The sequence below is a fragment of the Pseudoduganella buxea genome (assembly GCF_009720835.1).
Taxonomy (GTDB): Bacteria; Pseudomonadota; Gammaproteobacteria; order Burkholderiales; family Burkholderiaceae_D; genus Rugamonas; species Rugamonas buxea.
Window position 1 is genome coordinate 1 of sequence record NZ_WNKZ01000006.1, and the last position, 18,310, is coordinate 18,310.

The following is an 18,310-nucleotide window of genomic DNA, read 5'->3' on the forward strand; positions in this document are numbered from 1 at the left end:
TGCGCGGCGCGTCGTTGCCGCCGCCCGCCACGGCTGCCAGCACGGCGCAGGCCGGCGGCAGCTTCGGTTCCGCCACCTGGCGGCTGTCCTGACCGTGGGCGCCGGTTGCGCACAGCGCCAGGGCAAGCGCCGTGGCCTGCCGCGCCGTCATTGCACCGCCTCCGGACGAAACTCGGTGGCGATGGCGGGAATGGCGGCCTTGATCTCGCGCTCGACCATGGCAGCGAAGTAGGCTGCGCCCTTGGCGCCGACATGGGTGTAGTCGAAGGCGCTTTTCGCCGCGCCTTGCGGCTCCACCGTGGCGGCCGATCCTGCCGCGGGTGGAGGAGCGGATGCGGGCGCGGCCGCCGGCTTGGGCGCCACGGCGAGGGTGTCCGCTTCGTCCGGCCCCATCGCCTGGACGGCGGCGACGCTGTCGGCATTCAGGTCCAGCAGCGGCACCTTGGCGCTGGCCGCGACGGCGCGGATGACGTCGGCCCACGGCTGCAGGTTGTTTTCCAGCTTGCCGTCCTTGAAGCTGCGCCGCGTCAGCGGCGTCACCAGCACCGGCACGCCGCCGGCGGCCTTCACTTCATCGACATAGCGCGCCATATTGACGGGGAACTCCGTTTTCAGGTCGGTCGAGCGGCCCGGCTTGCCCGGCTGGTCGTTGTGGCCGAACTGGATCAGCACATAGGTGGCGCGGTAGGCGCTGCCGCCCTTGAGCAGGCCCTGCACCTCGTCCCAGCGGCCTTCGGCGCGGAAGCTGCCGGAGCTGCGCCCGCCCTTGGCCAGGTTGATGCATGTGTCGGCCCGGATCACGCGGGCGCAAAAGGCGTCGCCGTAGCCGCTGGCGGTGGCCATGGTGGAGTCGCCCACGAGGATGAAGCGCACCGGCCTGGCATTGGCGGTGTTTGCGGCATCGGCCGCGTGGGACGCGCCGGCAGCGGTCAGCACGAAGGCTGCGGCAAGCAGTTTGATGGTCATGAAGTCTCCCGATAAGAAAACGGCGCCCGCTGCGGTTGCAGGCGGGCGCCGCGTGTCATGGGTACGCCGGGACGGACAGCCGATTATCCCGGCAGCACATTACACGGCCTTAGAAATTGTACGTCGCGCGCAGGTTGTACGAACGGCCGATCGGGCTGGCCGCGCTGGACAGGTAGCTGAAGCCGTAGCCGCTGTGGTTCGTCACCGGCGGGTCCGTGTCGAACACATTGGTGATGCCGAAGATCAGCTGCAGGTTCTTGATGCCCTTGTAGCCCACCGTCAGGTTCCACGGCTTGTACGAGTTGATGTCGCGCCAGTACTGCTGCGCCACCAGGTTCTGGTCCTCGTACTGCGAGTTGTAGTTCTGCGTCGCCTGCGCAGTCCAGTCACCCTTGGACCAGCCGAATTTCAACGTGTGCTTCCAGCGGTAGGTGATGATCGGGAAGCTCGACGTGGTGCCGTTCGACGCATTGCCGAAGCGGCCGATGTTCGAGACCCATTCCTCGCCCGGGAACAGCTGGTTGTCGAACTGGGTCAGGTAGGTGCCGTCCAGTTCCACCTTGAAGTCGCCGTAGGTGCTGCTGCGCGGGAAGCGGTAGGAGGCCGAGATGTCGATACCGGCCGCCTTCTGGCCACCCAGGTTCATCGTCGTGTTGTTGATGAAGGCCAGCGTGCCGTCGGGATTGCGCACGAACAGGTGGGCGTACTTGGCCGGGTCCTGGAAATAGACCTGCTCCGGCAGGTTCGCCAGCATGTCCTTCATGCGGATGTTCCAGTAATCCAGCGACAGCGTCATCGACTTGATCGGCTCAACCACGACACCCAGGGTGAAGCCGCGCGATTTCTCCGGCTTCAGGTTGGCGTTCGAGCCGACCTGCTTGGGCAGCGCGACGTCGCACACTTCGGACTCGACATAGCCTGGCAGCGGATTGCCGCTGCCGGCCACGCCTGGCGTGCCGCCCGGGCACAGGACCGGATCGTCCCAGCGCGAGCTGGTCTTGCCGGTAGCGCCGGGCAGGCGGTAACCGTAGGCGTCGAACAGGGTCGGTGCGCGGAAGCCCGTATTGGCCGAGCCGCGGAACATCACGGTCTTGCTCGGCTCCCAGCGGAAGCTGGCCTTCGGGTTGAAGGTGTTGCCGAAGTCACTGAAGTAATCGTCGCGGGCGGCGAAGTTCAGGTTCAGCGTCTTCGTCAGCGGCACATCGAGTTCGGCGTACAGCGCATAGACGTTGCGCTGGCCTTCGCCGTGCGAGGAAGTGCTGTTCAGGTACTGCACTTCGTTCTGGATCGCCAGCTTGTCGTCGCGCGTCGTGTTGTGGTTCGCGTCGGCGCCGATGGCGATCGCCATCGCGCCGCCGGCCAGCTCCATCAGCGGACGGCTGATGGTGATATCGGCACCCGTGTAGGTGGTGCGCGAATCGCGGTTCTTGATGCCGTCCACCGAGATATTCTTCAGGTAGTCCAGGCCGGCCTGGTCCTGCAGGCCGAATGGATTGAGCGCGCCGCTTTTCAGGCCGTCCAGCAGGCCCTGGCCGCGCACGAAGCCGCGGTCGTAGTAGTTTTCGCGGTCGCTGATGCCGATCACGAGGCCGGTGCGGTAGTCCCAGTCGCCGAACTTGCCTTCGTCGACGAAGGCCAGGCGCTGGTTGACCTGCTTGTCCTTCTGCACGGCGATGCCCAGGTCGGCCACGGACCACGTGACGACCAGCGGTGCGCCGTTCAGGCCGGACATGGCGGGCACGCCGCCGCTGTTACCGGGATACCATTTCGACGACGACGGCAGTTGCGCCGTGACGCCGCCGACGGCGACGGACTGGGTTGGATTGCGCGCCGCCAGGATTTCCGACTGGCCGCGGGTGTATTCGACGGTGAAGGTGTGGTCTTCGCTGATCTGCTTGGTGGCGCGTCCATAGAAGCTCAGCTGCGAATTCTCGTGCAGCGCGGTGCCGTATTCGTTGCTGTCGATCAGGCACGTGCTTTTCGCGCCGACGATCGAATATGGCGCCTCGCATTCGGCGGCGTAGGGGTTTCGGGCGACCTTGTTGGTGGCCGTGGTGAAGTTGGCCGGCATGGCGTAGCCGCCGCTGCCGATGGTGCGCGAGCGGCCGATCTGGGCCAGGATCTCGTCCGAACCCAGGTTCGGGCGGTCCTTCGAGGCCAGGCGGCTGCGCTTATGGTAGTCGACCGTGGCGTAGGCATTCCAGCCGTCGCGGGCCAGGCTGCCCTTGCCGAAGGTGAGCGTGGCGCGCTGCTCGTCGCCGCCGCCGCTGCGTTCCGGTTCGACCCATTGTCCCGTGATCTGGCCGCCTTCGAATTCGCGCTTCGTGACGAAGTTGACGACGCCGCCAATGGCGTCCGAACCGTAGATCGACGAGGCGCCGTCGCGCAGGATCTCGACGCGCGCCAGCGCGCTCATCGGAATCACGTCCAGGTTGGCGTAGCCGGAGGAGATGGCCTCATTGGCCAGGCGGCGGCCGTTCAGCAGCACCAGGGTGCGGTTCACGCCCAGGCCGCGCAGGTTGATATTGGTGCCCGAGCCGGCGTTCGATGGCGCCAGCGAGGCCGATTGCGGCAGTGCCATCATGACGTCGGCCAGGGTGGTCATGCCGCGCTGGGCGAATTCTTCGGCCTTGATCGTCGTGACGGGCAAGGCTTCTTCGCTGGCCAGGCGCTTGATGGACGAGCCGGTCACTTCCACTCGCTGCATCGAGGCGTCCTGGGCGGAGGCCTGATTCGCCACGGCCAGCACGGCCAGTGCGATCGAGGTCAGTACCAGCCGTGGCTGACAGAGGGTTTCGCGCTTGTTCATGCTTCTCGTCTCCTTGTGTTTTCCAAATAAAGTTATGTCGGCCGCGCGGGGCGGATCGACTGTTGGAGCACCTCGCGTACTCCGTGCCGCTGCCACGAGAGCCACACAAGGGGCCGAGGTCGCACGCGGTCGATAACCATTTGTTCGAGATCAGGAGCGCGGCAGCGGCGCCGCAAAGGCGGGTAAGCGCATGCTGCCGGCATACTTGGCGGGTTGTGCCCGGGGGTACTTGGGTCCATCCTGTCTCCTCGGCGCCCCTGGTTTTTATATTGGGCGCCGGTCCTGCTTTTTTCTGTCCTGCGTATTTATCCGGTACTGCTAGCCGCGCGAGAACGTCCGCGTGACCCGTTCCAGGTGCGAGCGCATCGCCTTGCGCGCCGCGGCCGGGTCGTGCGCGGCGATGGCCTCGAAGATGCGGCGGTGATCCTTCAGCGTTTCCTGCCGCAGCTCCTCGGTCTGGAAATGCTCCTTCAGCTTGTGCCACAGGCGCCCGCGCTGGTCCCACAGGTATTCCAGGGTGCCGGCCATGGCGCCGTTGCCCGTGGCGCGGCCGATCGCCATGTGGAAGTTGCGGTCGGCCTGTTCGTTGGTGGTCTTGTTGGCGTGATGCGTCTCCATTTCCTCCACCGCCTTCAGGATCGCGTCGATGGCGCTGTCGCTGGCCGTGCGCGCCGCCATCGCGGCGATCTCGCCTTCGATCAGGCGCCTGGCCGACAGCACCTCGAAGGGCCCCGGCCCTGCTTCCGCCTCGGGCAGGGGCGCTCTTGCCTGCGGCATCTCGCTGACATACACACCCGAGCCGCCGCGCACTTCGATGACGCCGCCCAGTTCCAGCGCGATCAGTGCTTCGCGCAGCGAGGCACGGCTGACGGCCAGGCGGGTGGCCAGGTCGCGCTCGGACGGCAGTCGCGCGCCCGGCAGCAGCCCTTCGGCCGCGATCAATTGCCCGATACGGTCGGCCACGATGCGGTACAGGCGCGGTTCGTGGGTCGCCGTCTCCGGCATCGGGGCACTTCGTTTCTGCATCGCGCTGTCTCGTCGGTGGCGTGGCGCGCAAGCGTCAGGCTCTTGTCATCTGGTCAGGCCATTCTAAAGCGGTCAGACCAAAATCGCAATGTGGACTAGCCAAAAATATTCGCCTCTGTCATACTGAAGTCATCAGACAACTCACCGGACGGCGTATCGATGTTGCGCTTCTGCCACACAGCAGCGCAACGAACCCTCCGGTTTCCCTCCAGGATTGAAGATGACAGCGAGCTCTCCGCGCCGTATCCACATGCATGACAACGACAATGTGGCGATCGTCGTCAACGATGGCGGCCTGCCCGCCGGCAGCGTCTTTGCCGATGGCCTGACCTTGGTGGAAGGCGTGCCGCAAGGGCACAAGGTGGCCCTGGTCGACCTGGCCCAGGGCGATCCCGTCATCCGTTACAACGTCATCATCGGCCGCGCCGCCAAGGCCATCCCGCGCGGCAGCTGGGTGTCCGAGCAACTGCTGGAAATGCCGCCGGCGCGCGAGCTGGACAACCTGCCGATCGCCACCATCAAGCCGCCGCCGCTGCCGCCGCTGGAGGGCTATACCTTCCAGGGCTACCGCAACGAGGACGGCTCCGTCGGCACGCGCAATATCCTGGCCATCACCACCACCGTGCAGTGCGTGTCGGGCGTGGTGGAATTCGCCGTCAAGCGCATCAAGGCCGAACTGCTGCCGCGCTATCCGAACGTGGACGACGTGGTCGGCCTGGAGCACAGCTACGGCTGCGGCGTGGCGATCGAGGCGCCCGGCGCCGACGTACCGATCCGCACGCTGCACAACATCAGCAAGAACCCGAATTTCGGCGGCCAGGCCATGGTTGTCTCGCTCGGCTGCGAGAAGCTGCAACCCACGCGGCTGTTCCCGAAGGGCTCGATCCCGATCCGCATGGCCGACAACTCGGTGGCCGACGAGGCGCCCGTGGTATGCCTGCAGGACAGCCACCACGTGGGCTTCATGTCGATGATCGACTCGATCATGCAGACGGCCGAGCAGCAGCTGGAAGTGCTGAACCGGCGCCGGCGCGTGACCTGCCCCGCGTCCGACCTGGTAGTGGGCGTGCAATGCGGCGGCAGCGATGCCTTCTCCGGCGTCACCGCCAACCCCGCCGTGGGCTTTGCCACCGACCTGCTGGTGCGCGCCGGCGCGGCCGTGATGTTCTCGGAAGTGACGGAAGTGCGCGACGGGATCGACCAGCTGACGTCGCGCGCCGTCAACGCCGACGTGGCCCAGGCCATGATCCGCGAGATGGACTGGTACGACAATTACCTGAAGCGGGGCGGCGTCGACCGCAGCGCCAACACGACGCCGGGGAACAAGAAGGGCGGGCTGTCGAACATCGTCGAGAAGGCCATGGGCTCGATCGTCAAGTCCGGCAGCAGCCCGATTTCCGGCGTGCTGTCGCCGGGCGAGAAGCTCAAGCAGAAGGGCCTGATCTACGCGGCCACGCCGGCCAGCGATTTTATTTGCGGCACCCTGCAGCTGGCTGCCGGCATGAACGTGCATATCTTCACCACCGGCCGCGGCACGCCCTACGGCCTGGCGGAATGCCCCGTCATCAAGGTGGCCACGCGCGACGACCTGGCACGCCGCTGGCATGACCTGATGGACGTCAACGCGGGGCGCATCGCCAGCGGCGGCGCTTCCATCGAGGACGTGGGCTGGGAGCTGTTCCACCTGATGCTGGCGGTCGCCAGCGGCCAGAAGACATGGGCCGAGCACTGGAAGCTGCACAATGCGCTGGTGCTGTTCAACCCGGCCCCGGTGACCTGACGTTCGCCCTGCCGAAGCGATCACGCGACTGATTCACCGCCGGGGCCGATTTCTGGTCCAATGGCGCAGCGACAACCAGATAGGAACGAGAGACGACATGACGACGACGAAAAAACCATTCAAGCGCCTGCTGCTGACGGGCGCCGCCGGGGGCCTGGGCAAGATCCTGCGCGAGCGCCTGAAGCCGCTCACCGAGGTGCTGCGCCTGTCCGATATCGGCGACCTGGGCACGGCCGGCGAAGGCGAGGAGATCTTCCAGGCCGACCTGGCCGACAAGGCGGCCGTGCTGGAGATGGTCGAGGGCGTGGACGCGATCCTGCACTTCGGCGGCATCTCGACGGAGAACACCTTCGAGAACATCATGTTCGCCAATATCCAGGGCACGTACAACATCTACGAGGCGGCGCACCGCCACGGCGTCAAGCGCATCGTGTTCGCGTCGTCGAACCACGCCATCGGCTTCTATCCGCAGACGCAGGTGATCGACGCGGACGACCCGCCGCGCCCGGACAGCATGTACGGCCTGTCGAAGGTGTTCGGCGAACAGCTGTCGCGCTACTACTTCGACCGCGCCGGCATCGAGACGGTGTGCTTGCGCATCGGCTCCTCGTTCCCGGCCGTGAACAATCCGCGCATGATGTGCACGTGGCTGTCCTACGACGACCTGGTCGAGGCGCTGCGCGTGTCGCTGCTGACGCCCCGCGTGGGCCACACCATCCTGTTCGGCGCCTCGAACAACAAGCGCCAGTGGTGGGACAACCGCAAGGCCGCCCATCTGGGCTTCCAGCCGAAGGACAGCTCCGAACAGTTCCGCGCCGACGTGCCGGAAACGGGCGAGTACCCGCCCGAGGACGACGCCGCCAGCAACTACCACGGCGGCAAGTTCATCTTCGACGGGCCGATGTATAAGTAGTTGCCCGCATCCGGTGTCCGACACCGGATTGAGGGCGGCGGCCTACTTCTTGAACTTGGCGCAGGGGTCGGGGCGCTTCTGGGCGGGGATGGTGCGGACGTCGTCGAACTGCGCCTTGGCGTTGCCGCCCTCGACATAGCCGATGGTTTCGACCGTCAGCTTGGCGCCGACGGCGGCGAGCCAGCGGGGTACGCCGATGTCCTTGCGTACGTGGCCGTTGCCGGCGATGAGGACGACGTCGCGCGGCTGCTGGTCGCGGATCAGCTTTGCCATCCAGATGTCGCGCGCCATCTGCGCGTCCACCATCCCGGGCAGCATCATCGCCGGGAGCATGTCGCAGTGGCCCGTGCGGATCTCGTTTTCCTGCGCCTTGCGCCAGTCGGCCGACACGGGTTCGTTCAGGCGGTATTCGGCCACGGTTTTCGCGTCGAAGCTGGAGGCGATGCCGTCGCGCACGACCTTCGACGCATCCGCACGCGACAGGTTGACCGCGACGATGGGCAGCTTGTGGTCCAGCGCCAGCTGGATGATGTTGTAGTACTGCTGCCAATCCCAGCCCTTGCGGTCCATCACGCGGATCACGCAGCCCGCATCCATGCAGCCTTCCTGGGCCGCGTTCAGCAGGTCCTGGTCCTGGCGGTCGAACTGCTCCATCGCGATGGCGGGGCGCCAGCCCGCTTCCACGCGGCGGCGCAATTCCTCGTAACGGGCCTTGTGGCCCTTCGGATTGTCGTGCACTTCGCCCAGCAGCAGCACCTGCGGGTTGCCCTTGGTGGCGCCGGAGACGACGGGATTCTGGCGGGGGTTCTTCTTGTAGACGGCGCAGCCGCCCAGCATGGCGCCGGCCAGCAGCGCGCCGGCCAGCAGCAGGGGTAGGGTCTTGTACTTCATCGCTCTTCGGGTTGGACGTAAAACCCCAGTCTACCCCAAGCGACCTCCGTCCCCGCCGGGTCAGGCCAGCGAATAATCGAAGTCGTAGTAATGCTTGCCCTGCTCGATGCGGATGGCCATCGTGCCGCGCAGGCCGGCCAGCTCGCCCGTGCCGGAGTCGGGCACGACGAGGATGCGCAGGCCCGCGTGCTCGCCGCCCATCACGCCGGCATGCTGCAGCGCGAAAGTGCCGGCACGGCCATCGAGCGTGCCTTCGACCTTTTCGATGGCCACGTACACGGCCGACGTGGGCACGGCGCCGTGGAAGGCGAGGAACTCGCCCTGGCCGTCGGCCTGCAGGCCGCCGTGGTAGCGTTTATCCAGTGTCATGCGGACGATGCCCGTTTCCAGGTTGGCGTCGGCCACCTGGTGCGGTTCCATCGTCACGTCGAACTCGCCGCTGATGTGCGCCATGCTGGTGTCTCCCATGTGAAGATGTGACGATCAGGCGCCGGGCTCCCTGGCCAGCGCGTGCAGTTTCGTGATGGTACTCCAGTTGCGGGTGGTGACGCCATCGCCCAGCAGCTTGCCCATCGCGGCGGCCGGGCGGCTGGCCAGCACGCCGTCGGCGCACCACAGGTAGGCAGCCCAGCGGCCCAGCGCGAAGGCTTCCGGTTCCCAGCCCTGATGGCACAGGGGCTCCAGGCGGGCGCGGTCGACCGGGTTGCTGAGGATGGCCACCAGCAGCCGCGCGGGATCGGCCGCCAGGGCGGTGAGCGCGTTGTCCTGCACCACGTCGTCGAGCTGGTGGGCGTCCAGCACCGTCACGCGCGCGCCCACACCCAGTTTCAGCACCAGCGCTTCCTCGATGCGGGTGGCCGACTGCGCGGCATCGCGGGCGGCGCAGTCGAACACCACGTTGCCGCTGTTGAGCAATGTGCGCACGCCGGTGAAACCCAGGTCGGCAAGCACCTTGCGCAAGTCCGCCATGGCGATGCGCTTGGCCCGGCCGACGTTGATCCCCCGCAGCAGGGCTATCTGTCGCGTTGTGCTCATCCATGTTCTCCTGTTTTTCTGGTCGCAGTATGCGACAGCCGCGCCAACCCGGGCGCCCGGCTTGCATGGTGCTTGCCGGTCCTCACGCGGGAGGACTGCCTTCGGCCGGGAGTTCGGGCCCCGGGGTCACGCGCGGCATCTGCAGCACGAAGCTGGCGCCCTGCCCCGGCACGCTGTGCACGGCGATGCTGCCGGCGAACTGCTTGACCACCAGGTTGTAGACGATGTTCAGGCCCAGGCCCGTGCCGCCCTGGCCGCGCCGCGTCGTCACGAACGGGTCGAACACCTTGTCCAGCAGGTCGGCCGGGATGCCGGCGCCGTTGTCCGTCACGGCCAGCTCGATCCATTCGCCGCGCGGGCGCACGGCGATGGCGATTCTTCCTTCCTGCTCCGGCGCGAAGGCATGGTCGACGCAGTTCAGGGTCAGATTGGTGATGACCTGGGCCAGCGCGCCGGGGTAGCTGTCCAGCACCACGTCGGGCGGGCAGTCGATAGCGACGTCCAGGCGCGTCTTCTTCAGGCGCGGCTGCAGGCTCGAGACCACTTCGCCGATGTATTCGCGCAGCTCGAAGCGGCGGCGCGCCTCGCTGACCTGGTCCACGGCGATCTGCTTGAAGCTGTGGATCAGGTGGGCGGCGCGGTAGGCGTTGTTCATGATCAGGCGCGCGCTTTCGCCGGCCGTGTCGATATAGCGCAGGATTTCGGATTTCTTGACGGCGCCCGCCATCACGGCCGCGTGGATTTCCTCGGTGGCCTCCTTCAGCACGGAGGCGCTGGTCAGCGCGATGCCGACGGGCGTGTTGATCTCATGCGCCACGCCGGCCACCAGGCTGCCCAGCGACGCCAGGCGCTCGGCCTGCAGCAGCGATTCCTGGGCCTGGCGCAGCTCGTTCATGGCCTGGGCCGTTTCCTGCGCGGCACCGCGCGCCTCGTCCTCCGCCTCGCGCGTGCGGGCAATGACGGCTTTCACCCGCCGCAGGATGGCGTTGAAGCCGCGGATCACGTCGCCCAGCTCGTCGCGCCGCTTCTCCGGCAGCTCGTCCACTTCCTCGCTGTCGCGCGTGGCCAGTTCGTGCAGCCGGTCGCGCAGCTGCTTCAGGGGCGCGAACACGATGCGCAGCGACAGGGCCAGCGCCACCACGAGGATCAGGTCCAGCAGCAGCACCTCGCTGACCCGGCGGCGGATTTCGGCGGCCAGCCGGGCCTCGATCCGGTCGCGGCTGAAATTGACGACGACGCGCCCGACAATGAGGGGGCGGCCGGCCTGGTCGCCGTCGCGGTAGGCCAGGTCCGCCACGGTGGCCGTCCCGGCGACGGCATCGCGGCCGTTGGCGTCGAGGACGGTGCCGTCGGCGTTGCGCCGCTTGCCGGAGAACAGGCCCACCGACGTGTCGTAGACGCGGATGGCCAGCAATTCCGGCGGCAGCATTTCGGCCGCGACGATATTGTCGACCTTGGCCTTGTCCAGGTCCCACAGGGCCGATGGCAGGCTCGTTTGCAGGCGGGTCAGTACGCCGTCGCGCAGCCGCTGGTTGGCCAGCTCCAGCTCGTGCGCCAGCTTGTACTGCGCATAGGTGCCGGAAATGGCCAGCACCACCGTCACGATGACGACGAACAGGCAGGTCAGCCTGGCCTGGATTCCGAACATGCGCTCTCCCCGAAAGTGTCCACCCAATGTAATTCAGCAGATGCACATTGGCAATATCTTCACCGTATTCGGCCGGGCCGGCTGCTCGCCCTGTCAGAGTTCGCAGCTCCCTTTTAACAAGCATGGTGCTACCATCGAACGGGACCAGGAGACCACCATGACGGCAAGCAATCCACCCCAGGCACCTGTCGGACCGGACATGCAGCACCGGCGCGACCGCGTCGACTACCTGTTCCGCAACCTGGCGCCGACGGCAGGCGCACCGCGCGCCGACCACCTGCTGCGCCAGTTCGTACTGGCCTACCGCGTGCGCGACGGCTGCCCGCCATGACGGCCCTGTCCTATGACGATGTGGTGAATGCGCTGGGGGACCTGCCGTCCCTGCCGGCCGTCGTCATGGAGCTGCTCGACAGCATCGACCAGGAAGACATCGACATTGCCGTGCTGGCGGAAAAGGTGTCGCACGACCCGGCGCTGACGGCCAAGACCTTGCGCCTGGCCAATTCTTCGATGTACAACCTGCAGGTGCGCCTGACCACCGTGCGGCAGGCGATCACCTACCTGGGCTTCCAGACCACGCGCGACCTGATCACCGCCGCCGCCGTCACGGGCTGCTTTGCCACCGGCGGCTGCACCGGCTTCGATCACAAGGCCTTCTGGCGCCACTCCATCAGTACAGCCGCCTGCGCCAAGGTGCTGGCGCGCCACCTGCGCTTCAATCAGGACTATGCCTTCACGGCGGGGCTGCTGCACGATATCGGCCGGCTTGTGCTGGTGACGTGCTTTCCGCGCCATTACGGCGAGGTGCTGGCCTGGCGCGCGCGTGCGGACACCACCTTGCTGGAGGCAGAACGGGCAGTATTGGGGATCGATCACGTCGAGGCGGGACTGGCGCTGGCGGAGCACTGGCATTTTTCCGACACGATGCGCCTGGCCATCGGCGGGCACCATGCACCGGAACGCACGGGCGCCGGCTTCCTGGCCACGATCATCCACGTGGCGGACGCCATCGCGCACGCGCTCGACCTGGCGCAGGCACCGGATGAACTGGTACCTCCGCTGTCGGACGTGGCATGGAATGCGCTGAAACTGGACGAAGGCAGTTGCCTTCAGTTGTTCCGGGAGACGGAACTGCAGTACGAGGAAATTGCACAGGCCTTGCTGGCCTGAGGTCCTACCTTGCCGCCCCGGCTTGGGGCCCGGACGCTTGCGGGAGGGGTGTACCCTCCCGTGCGGGACGCATCAATGTGCGTAGTTGCCGCCGGTGCCGCCTTCCGGCTTTTGCGCCTGTTGTGCAGGCTGGGCTTGCTGAGCCTTGTCTTCCGGCTTCGGGCGGCCCTGGGCGTCGGACAGGCGATACTTGGTGCGACGGTCGCCCATCAGGTCGCGCAGGTCGCGAATGCTCATGCCGGTGACTTCGTGCATGCGGATCAGCAGCGAGGCGCCGACCGGCAGGCGGTGGTGGCGGATCTTGCTGATGACGGGAGGAGCCACTTCAAGCAGACGCGACAATGCAGCATCGTTTTTCAGCTGCATTTTGCCGAGCAGGATATCCAGCAGGTGGTTCGGGTTATAGCTTTCTTGAGAAGCGAGAGCGTGGTGTGCCATGATTGATCCTCGTCTATATAGTTGGTGAATGATGCAGCTCCGAACTTAAGGAAGACTTGGTTTTACCAAATAAGTTCCAGAACGAGTTACGCCAAAACGACTGGCGCAAAAGGCCGGCGACCTCCGGGTGAAAATTGCACTTACAACAATATTCTATGCCCAAACAAGCCCGCTCCAGCCAAGCGATGCAGTGCGATGATTAATTGAAATCAATCTTCCGCGAAAAATCTTACAACGATGTCATTTCACCACATGCAATCATGTAGTGGCGCACGAAAGAACTTTCAGGAAATAGTTACGCCATGATGACATGTCCGGCACACTCTTGCCATTTCGCCATTGATGAGCTGCTCAGCCGCTGACGGCGCGGGCCGCGAAACGACAGCCGCATGGCCGGCGCGGGGTGAATTACGGTAAACTCCGTGGATGCAGAAAAAAGTATTTATCAAGACCTTCGGTTGCCAGATGAACGAGTACGACTCGGACAAGATGGCCGACCTGTTGGGTGCGTCGGACGGCCTGGTCCGTACCGAGACGCCGGAAGACGCCGACGTGATTCTCCTGAACACCTGTTCCGTTCGGGAAAAAGCGCAGGAAAAAGTGTTTTCCGACCTGGGCACGTTCAAGAAGCTGAAGCAGGCCAACCCTGCCCTGCTGATCGGCGTGGGCGGCTGCGTCGCTTCGCAGGAAGGCGACGCCATCGTCAAGCGCGCGCCCCACGTCGACATGGTGTTCGGCCCACAGACCTTGCACCGGCTGCCGAAGATGATCGAACTGCGCCGCCACAGCGGCCGGCCCCAGGTCGACATCAGCTTCCCGGAAATCGAAAAGTTCGACCACCTGCCGCCGGCCCGCGTCGATGGCGCCTTTGCCTATGTGTCGATCATGGAAGGCTGCAGCAAGTACTGCAGCTACTGCGTGGTGCCGTATACGCGGGGCGAGGAAGTGTCGCGCCGCTTCGACGACGTGCTGACGGAAGTGGCCGGGCTGGCTGCCCAGGGCGTCAAGGAAGTGATGCTGCTGGGCCAGAACGTGAACGCCTTCCGCGGCCAGATGGAAGATGGTGGCCTGGCCGACTTTGCCCTGCTGATCGAATACGTGGCCGCCATCCCCGGCATCGAGCGCATCCGCTTCGTTACCAGCCACCCGAAGGAATTCACGCAGCGCCTGGTGGACTGCTACGCCCGCATTCCCCAGCTGGCCGACCACCTGTACCTGCCAGCCCAGCACGGCTCGGACCGCATCCTGGGCGCCATGAAGCGGGGCTACACGGCGCTGGAATACAAGTCCATCATCCGCAAGGTCAAGGCCGTGCGGCCGGATATCACGATCGCGTCGGACTTCATCGTCGGCTTCCCCGGCGAGACGGACGAGGACTTCGAGGCGATGATGAAGCTGGTGCAGGATGTCGATTTCGACAACAGTTTCAGCTTTATCTTCAGCAAGCGCCCCGGCACGCCGGCAGCCAACCTGGTGGACGACACGCCGCACGAGGCCAAGCTGGCCCGGCTGCAACGGCTGCAGGCCCTGATCGATGCCAACACGCGCCGTCACAGCGAAGCGATGGTGGGCAAGACCATGCGCGTGCTGGTGGAAGGGCCGTCCAAGCACGGCGGCAACGAACTGACGGGCCGCGCCGGCAATACCCGCACCGTGCTGTTCGACGGTGGCGACGCGCCGCAGCGCTTCCATGGCAAGATGGTGGATATCCGCATTACCGAGAGCCTGTCCTATTCCCTGCGCGGCGAACTGGTTTTGCCTCTTGCATCATCCGTCGCCGCGCCTACCCTGGAACAACCTAGCCTTTGAAAACGAAAATCCCCGTTCAGCCCCACTATTTCATCCCTGAACCGCTGGACAACACCCGGCTGGCCAACCTGTGCGGCCCGCTGGACGAGAACCTGCGCCAGATCTCGGCGGCGCTCGATGTGACGATCTTCCGGCGCGGCGAGAAATTCATCGTCAGCGGCACCAATGCCGAGCGCGCCGTGCAGATCCTGGAAAAGTTCTACGCCGTGGCCGACAAGACCGTGCCCGTCGAGGAAGTGCAGCTGGGCCTGGTCGAACAGCGCACCAGCCAGGCGCCGAACGATGCGGACGACGACGAGGAGCCGCCGTTCCACGATCCCGACATCGCCAGCCCCGCGTTGAAGACGCGCCGCCACGACCTGCGCGGCCGCACGCCGCACCAGATCCGCTACCTGCGCAATATCCTGGAGCACGACATCAGCTTCGGCATCGGCCCGGCCGGTACGGGCAAGACCTACCTGGCCGTGGCCTGCGCCGTCGATGCACTGGAACGCGACGCGGTGAAACGCATCGTGCTCACGCGCCCTGCCGTCGAAGCGGGCGAGCGCCTGGGCTTCCTGCCGGGCGACCTGGCGCAGAAGGTCGATCCTTACCTGCGGCCCCTGTACGACGCGCTGTACGACCTGCTGGGGTTCGACCGCACGATGAAGATGTTCGAGAAGCAGGTCATCGAGATCGCGCCGCTGGCGTATATGCGCGGACGCACCCTGAACCACGCCTTCGTCATCCTCGACGAGGCGCAGAACACGACCGTCGAGCAGATGAAGATGTTCCTGACCCGGATCGGCTTCGGCAGCAAGGCCGTCGTCACGGGCGATGTCACCCAGGTGGACCTGGCCAAGCACCAGAAGAGCGGCCTGGTGGACGCCGTGCAGGTGCTGCGCGACGTGCGTGGCATCGCGTTCTCGCAGTTCTCCAGCGAAGACGTGGTACGCCACCCGCTGGTGGCTCGCATCGTCGACGCCTACGACACGGCGCACCAGAGCACTGCCGACATCGCCCCCTTGCTGAAACCCGTGAAGAGCCCTGCCCGTAATGTCCGAAAAAAATAAGCTGACCCTGTCCGTCCAGTACCCCGACCCGCGCCTGCAGGACATCATCACCCGCCCCGCCCTGCGCAAGTGGGTCAAGGCAGCGCTGTTCGCGCCGGCCGAGCTGACCATCCGTTTCGTCGACGCGGCCGAAGGCCAGCAGCTCAACCGCGAGTACCGGGGCAAGGACTACGCCACCAACGTGCTGACCTTTGCCTACAACGAAGGCGAGGACATCGCCGAGGAAGAACCGACCCGCGCGGACATCATCCTGTGCACGGACGTGCTGCAGCGCGAAGCGGCCGAGCAGAACAAGACGGTGGAAGAACACACGGCCCACCTGATCGTCCACGGCGTGCTGCACGCCCAAGGCTACGACCACGAGGACGATGAGGAAGCGGACGAGATGGAATCCATCGAAACGGAAATCCTCGGCACGCTCGGCTACGCCGATCCCTACGCCGCCGAAAAGCAGGGCTGACGCCCCGCCCCGCCCTCCCCACCCTTTCGCCCTGCTAACGCCGAGCTCGTGTCCACCTTGGGGTCAGACCCCGACAAAGACACGAGCTCGGCCGCAACTTGCAGATGAGCCTGTGTCCATGTCGGGGTCTTAAGAGGCAAATGGCCTGCATGCCATTTGCCGCTACGCTGGCTATGAGCGGTGCTCATTGAAACCCCGGCTTCGCCCCCGATGTTGACACAGCCTGAGCAGTGGCGGCGCCTACTCCAGCTCGCGCCGCTTGCGCACCACCACCCAGCCCGCCACGGCCGTGAAGACGGCGACGATGCCGGCGATGATCCAGAAGCCGCCGCTGTCGCCGGCCAGCGGTACGCCGCCCACGTTCATGCCCAGGAGACCCGCGATGATGTTGATCGGCAGGGCCAGCACGGTGACGATGGTCAGCACGTACAGGCTGCGGTTGTTCGCTTCGTTGACGAGGGCGGCGATTTCCTCCTGCAGCAGCTTGATGCGCTCCTGCAGCGACGAGATGTCGTTCAGTGCCACGGCGAATTCCTCGCTCGCCTCGCGCAGCTCCTGGCGGTCCGCCTCGCCGACCCAGCCGGGCGGGCGTTGCAGTAGTCGAAACAGCGCGGCCGGTTCGGGCGCCAGCAGGCGTTGCAGGCGCACCAGCACGCGCCGCAGCGCGCCCAGGTCGGCCCGCTTGAACTTCAGCTGGCCGGACAGCAGATTGTCCTCGATGCGGTCGACCTTGCCCGTGGCGTCGCGCACGATGCGGATCAATACATCGGCCTGGTCGCGCAGCAGGTGCGTCAGCAGCACCACGGACGATGCCATCGGCTCGCCCTTGCGCACGGCCTGGCGCAGCCGTTCCACCGATTGCAGCGGGCTGCGCCTTGCGCTGATGACGAGCTGGCGCTCGACCGACAGATACATGCTGGAGATGTCGCTGGGCTCGAAGGAAAAGTCGCGCAGCACATCGTTGACGACGGCCACCAGGGTCTCGCCGGCCTGCTCGATGCGGGTGGAGCGTGAGCCGGCGTGCAGGCAGTCGTAGAACTCGTCCTCCAGCGCCGTGTGCTCGCGCAGCCATTTTTCGCTGACGGCATTGGCCAGGTTGAAGTGCAGCCAGATGAATTCGTCCGGATGGGCGGCGCGCTCGCGCAGCCACGCCACCGCGTCGCCGGCGCCGATCGGTATCGGCTGCGCTTGCCGCCCGAACAGGTAGCCGCATACCAGCCCGCACTGGTCCGATCCGTATTCCACCGCCTCCAAAAGCATTTTCATTCCCCGTCCGGCCTCCCCCGCACCAGCATAGCAGGCGATTGTGACAAGTGGTCGCTGCACGGCCGGGACGGCATGCAATTCTGATAAAAACGAACCCGCCGGGCCGTTTGGTGTATCCTATATCCCTTCGAAACAAATGGCTCACGCCTACTATGCAAGAGCACTCTAGTAGCGTCAGGAATGACGCTAAACCACACCGATCGCTCCTGGAGCGACTCACCGCCCTGATTTCCCCTGAGCCCGAGAACCGCTCGGAGCTGCTCGAAGTTCTGCACGAAGCCCACGAACGCAATCTGATCGATGCCGACGCCCTGTCGATGATCGAAGGCGTGTTCCAGGTGTCGGACTTGTCCGCGCGCGACATCATGGTGCCGCGCTCGCAGATGGATGTCATCGATATCTCCAAGCCCATCGAGGAATGGATGCCGCTGGTGCTGGAAACGGCCCACTCGCGCTTCCCCGCCATCGAGGGCGAACGTGACAAGGTGGTCGGCATCGTGCTGGCGAAGGACCTGCTGCGTTATTACGCGGAAGAGTCGTTCGACGTGCGCGACATGCTGCGCCCTGCCATCTTCATCCCCGAGTCGAAACGCCTGAACGTGCTGCTGCGCGACTTCCGCGCCAACCACAATCACATGGCCATCGTCGTCGACGAATACAGCGGCGTGGCCGGCCTGATCACGATCGAGGACGTGCTGGAACAGATCGTCGGCGACATCGAGGACGAATACGACTTCGATGAAGAAGAAGACAACATCATCTCCATCAAGGAAGGCCAGCTCGGCCCGCGCTGGCGCGTCAAGGCGCTGACCGAGATCAGCCAGTTCAACGAAGAACTCGACACGGACCTGTCCGACGAAGACGCCGACACCATCGGCGGCCTGGTGGCGAAACACCTGGCGCGCATGCCCCACAAGGGCGACGTGTTCGACATCGACAATTTGCGCTTCGAAGTGCTGCGTGCCGACGCCCGCCAGATCCACGTGCTGACGGTCGAGAAGCTGCCACCGGCCATCGACGAGCAGGACTGATGCGCCTGCGCCGCGC

The 18,310-nt window shown here is 65.5% G+C and carries 17 protein-coding genes; 8 read left to right on the forward strand and 9 right to left on the reverse strand.

Translation table 11 applies throughout. The features are described from left to right. Nucleotides 1–147: 147 nt before the first annotated feature. From GM672_RS03610 to GM672_RS03620, 3 genes are all read right to left on the reverse strand, one after another. Entirely contained in the window at nucleotides 148–966 is an 819-nt protein-coding gene (locus tag GM672_RS03610; RefSeq protein WP_155469163.1) for a rhamnogalacturonan acetylesterase, read from the reverse strand. Between the two features lie 109 nt (nucleotides 967–1,075). Continuing rightward, nucleotides 1,076–3,775, reverse strand: a complete 2,700-nt coding sequence (locus tag GM672_RS03615; protein WP_155469164.1) for a TonB-dependent receptor — start codon at nucleotides 3,773–3,775, stop codon at nucleotides 1,076–1,078. Between the two features lie 318 nt (nucleotides 3,776–4,093). Next, nucleotides 4,094–4,801: a FadR/GntR family transcriptional regulator gene (locus tag GM672_RS03620; protein ID WP_155469165.1), complete on the reverse strand. Its 708-nt coding sequence runs from the start codon at nucleotides 4,799–4,801 to the stop codon at nucleotides 4,094–4,096. 220 nt (nucleotides 4,802–5,021) lie between these two features. On the opposite strand from GM672_RS03620, the gene garD reads away from it, so the two are divergent. Both garD and GM672_RS03630 read left to right on the forward strand, forming a co-directional pair. Beyond that, the gene (garD, locus tag GM672_RS03625; protein WP_155469166.1) at nucleotides 5,022–6,581 is read left to right on the forward strand and encodes a galactarate dehydratase; all 1,560 of its coding nucleotides are present in this window, start codon (nucleotides 5,022–5,024) and stop codon (nucleotides 6,579–6,581) included. 97 nt (nucleotides 6,582–6,678) lie between these two features. Further along, nucleotides 6,679–7,494 (forward strand): NAD-dependent epimerase/dehydratase family protein, encoded by an 816-nt coding sequence (locus tag GM672_RS03630; RefSeq protein ID WP_155469167.1) that lies wholly within the window; start codon nucleotides 6,679–6,681, stop codon nucleotides 7,492–7,494. Between the two features lie 42 nt (nucleotides 7,495–7,536). On the opposite strand, the gene GM672_RS03635 is transcribed toward GM672_RS03630, so the two are convergent. From GM672_RS03635 to GM672_RS03650, 4 genes are all read right to left on the reverse strand, one after another. Continuing rightward, on the reverse strand, nucleotides 7,537–8,385 hold the full coding sequence (locus tag GM672_RS03635; protein ID WP_155469168.1) for a ChaN family lipoprotein: 849 nt from the start codon (nucleotides 8,383–8,385) through the stop codon (nucleotides 7,537–7,539). 60 nt (nucleotides 8,386–8,445) lie between these two features. Continuing rightward, complete coding sequence (locus tag GM672_RS03640; protein ID WP_155469169.1) at nucleotides 8,446–8,838, reverse strand: DUF3224 domain-containing protein; 393 nt, start codon at nucleotides 8,836–8,838, stop codon at nucleotides 8,446–8,448. A 30-nt stretch (nucleotides 8,839–8,868) separates the two neighbouring features. Beyond that, the gene (locus GM672_RS03645; protein ID WP_155469170.1) at nucleotides 8,869–9,420 is read right to left on the reverse strand and encodes a DUF1697 domain-containing protein; all 552 of its coding nucleotides are present in this window, start codon (nucleotides 9,418–9,420) and stop codon (nucleotides 8,869–8,871) included. An 82-nt stretch (nucleotides 9,421–9,502) separates the two neighbouring features. Continuing rightward, complete coding sequence (locus GM672_RS03650) at nucleotides 9,503–11,068, reverse strand: sensor histidine kinase (protein ID WP_155469171.1); 1,566 nt, start codon at nucleotides 11,066–11,068, stop codon at nucleotides 9,503–9,505. A gap of 157 nt (nucleotides 11,069–11,225) precedes the next feature. Between GM672_RS03650 and GM672_RS03655 the strand changes: the two genes are divergently transcribed. Next, complete coding sequence (locus tag GM672_RS03655; protein ID WP_155469172.1) at nucleotides 11,226–11,399, forward strand: hypothetical protein; 174 nt, start codon at nucleotides 11,226–11,228, stop codon at nucleotides 11,397–11,399. Next, nucleotides 11,396–12,238 carry an HDOD domain-containing protein gene (locus tag GM672_RS03660; RefSeq protein WP_155469173.1) on the forward strand — a complete coding sequence of 281 codons (843 nt, stop codon included), beginning with the start codon at nucleotides 11,396–11,398 and terminating at the stop codon, nucleotides 12,236–12,238. Before GM672_RS03655 ends, GM672_RS03660 begins: the two co-directional genes overlap by 4 nt. Nucleotides 12,239–12,310: 72 nt before the next feature. On the opposite strand, the gene GM672_RS03665 is transcribed toward GM672_RS03660, so the two are convergent. Beyond that, entirely contained in the window at nucleotides 12,311–12,676 is a 366-nt protein-coding gene (locus GM672_RS03665) for a hypothetical protein (protein ID WP_155469174.1), read from the reverse strand. Between the two features lie 426 nt (nucleotides 12,677–13,102). Here GM672_RS03665 and miaB point away from each other — a divergent pair, with 426 nt between their 5' ends. The 3 genes from miaB to ybeY are packed head-to-tail and all read left to right on the forward strand — an operon-like array spanning nucleotide 13,103 to nucleotide 15,997. Beyond that, the gene (gene miaB / locus GM672_RS03670) at nucleotides 13,103–14,485 is read left to right on the forward strand and encodes a tRNA (N6-isopentenyl adenosine(37)-C2)-methylthiotransferase MiaB (protein ID WP_155469175.1); all 1,383 of its coding nucleotides are present in this window, start codon (nucleotides 13,103–13,105) and stop codon (nucleotides 14,483–14,485) included. Next, nucleotides 14,482–15,537, forward strand: coding sequence for a PhoH family protein (locus tag GM672_RS03675; RefSeq protein WP_155469176.1), 1,056 nt, complete (start codon nucleotides 14,482–14,484; stop codon nucleotides 15,535–15,537). Before miaB ends, GM672_RS03675 begins: the two co-directional genes overlap by 4 nt. Continuing rightward, entirely contained in the window at nucleotides 15,521–15,997 is a 477-nt protein-coding gene (ybeY, locus tag GM672_RS03680) for an rRNA maturation RNase YbeY (RefSeq protein ID WP_155469177.1), read from the forward strand. The genes GM672_RS03675 and ybeY overlap by 17 nt, the downstream gene beginning before the upstream one ends. Nucleotides 15,998–16,237: 240 nt before the next feature. Here the strand turns inward: ybeY and GM672_RS03685 are convergent, their stop codons facing one another. After that, a complete protein-coding gene (locus GM672_RS03685) occupies nucleotides 16,238–17,263 on the reverse strand; it encodes a transporter (RefSeq protein ID WP_188915951.1) in 1,026 nt (341 codons plus the stop codon). A gap of 152 nt (nucleotides 17,264–17,415) precedes the next feature. Between GM672_RS03685 and GM672_RS03690 the strand changes: the two genes are divergently transcribed. Then, complete coding sequence (locus tag GM672_RS03690; protein ID WP_155469178.1) at nucleotides 17,416–18,294, forward strand: CorC family transporter; 879 nt, start codon at nucleotides 17,416–17,418, stop codon at nucleotides 18,292–18,294. Nucleotides 18,295–18,310 lie beyond the last annotated feature (16 nt).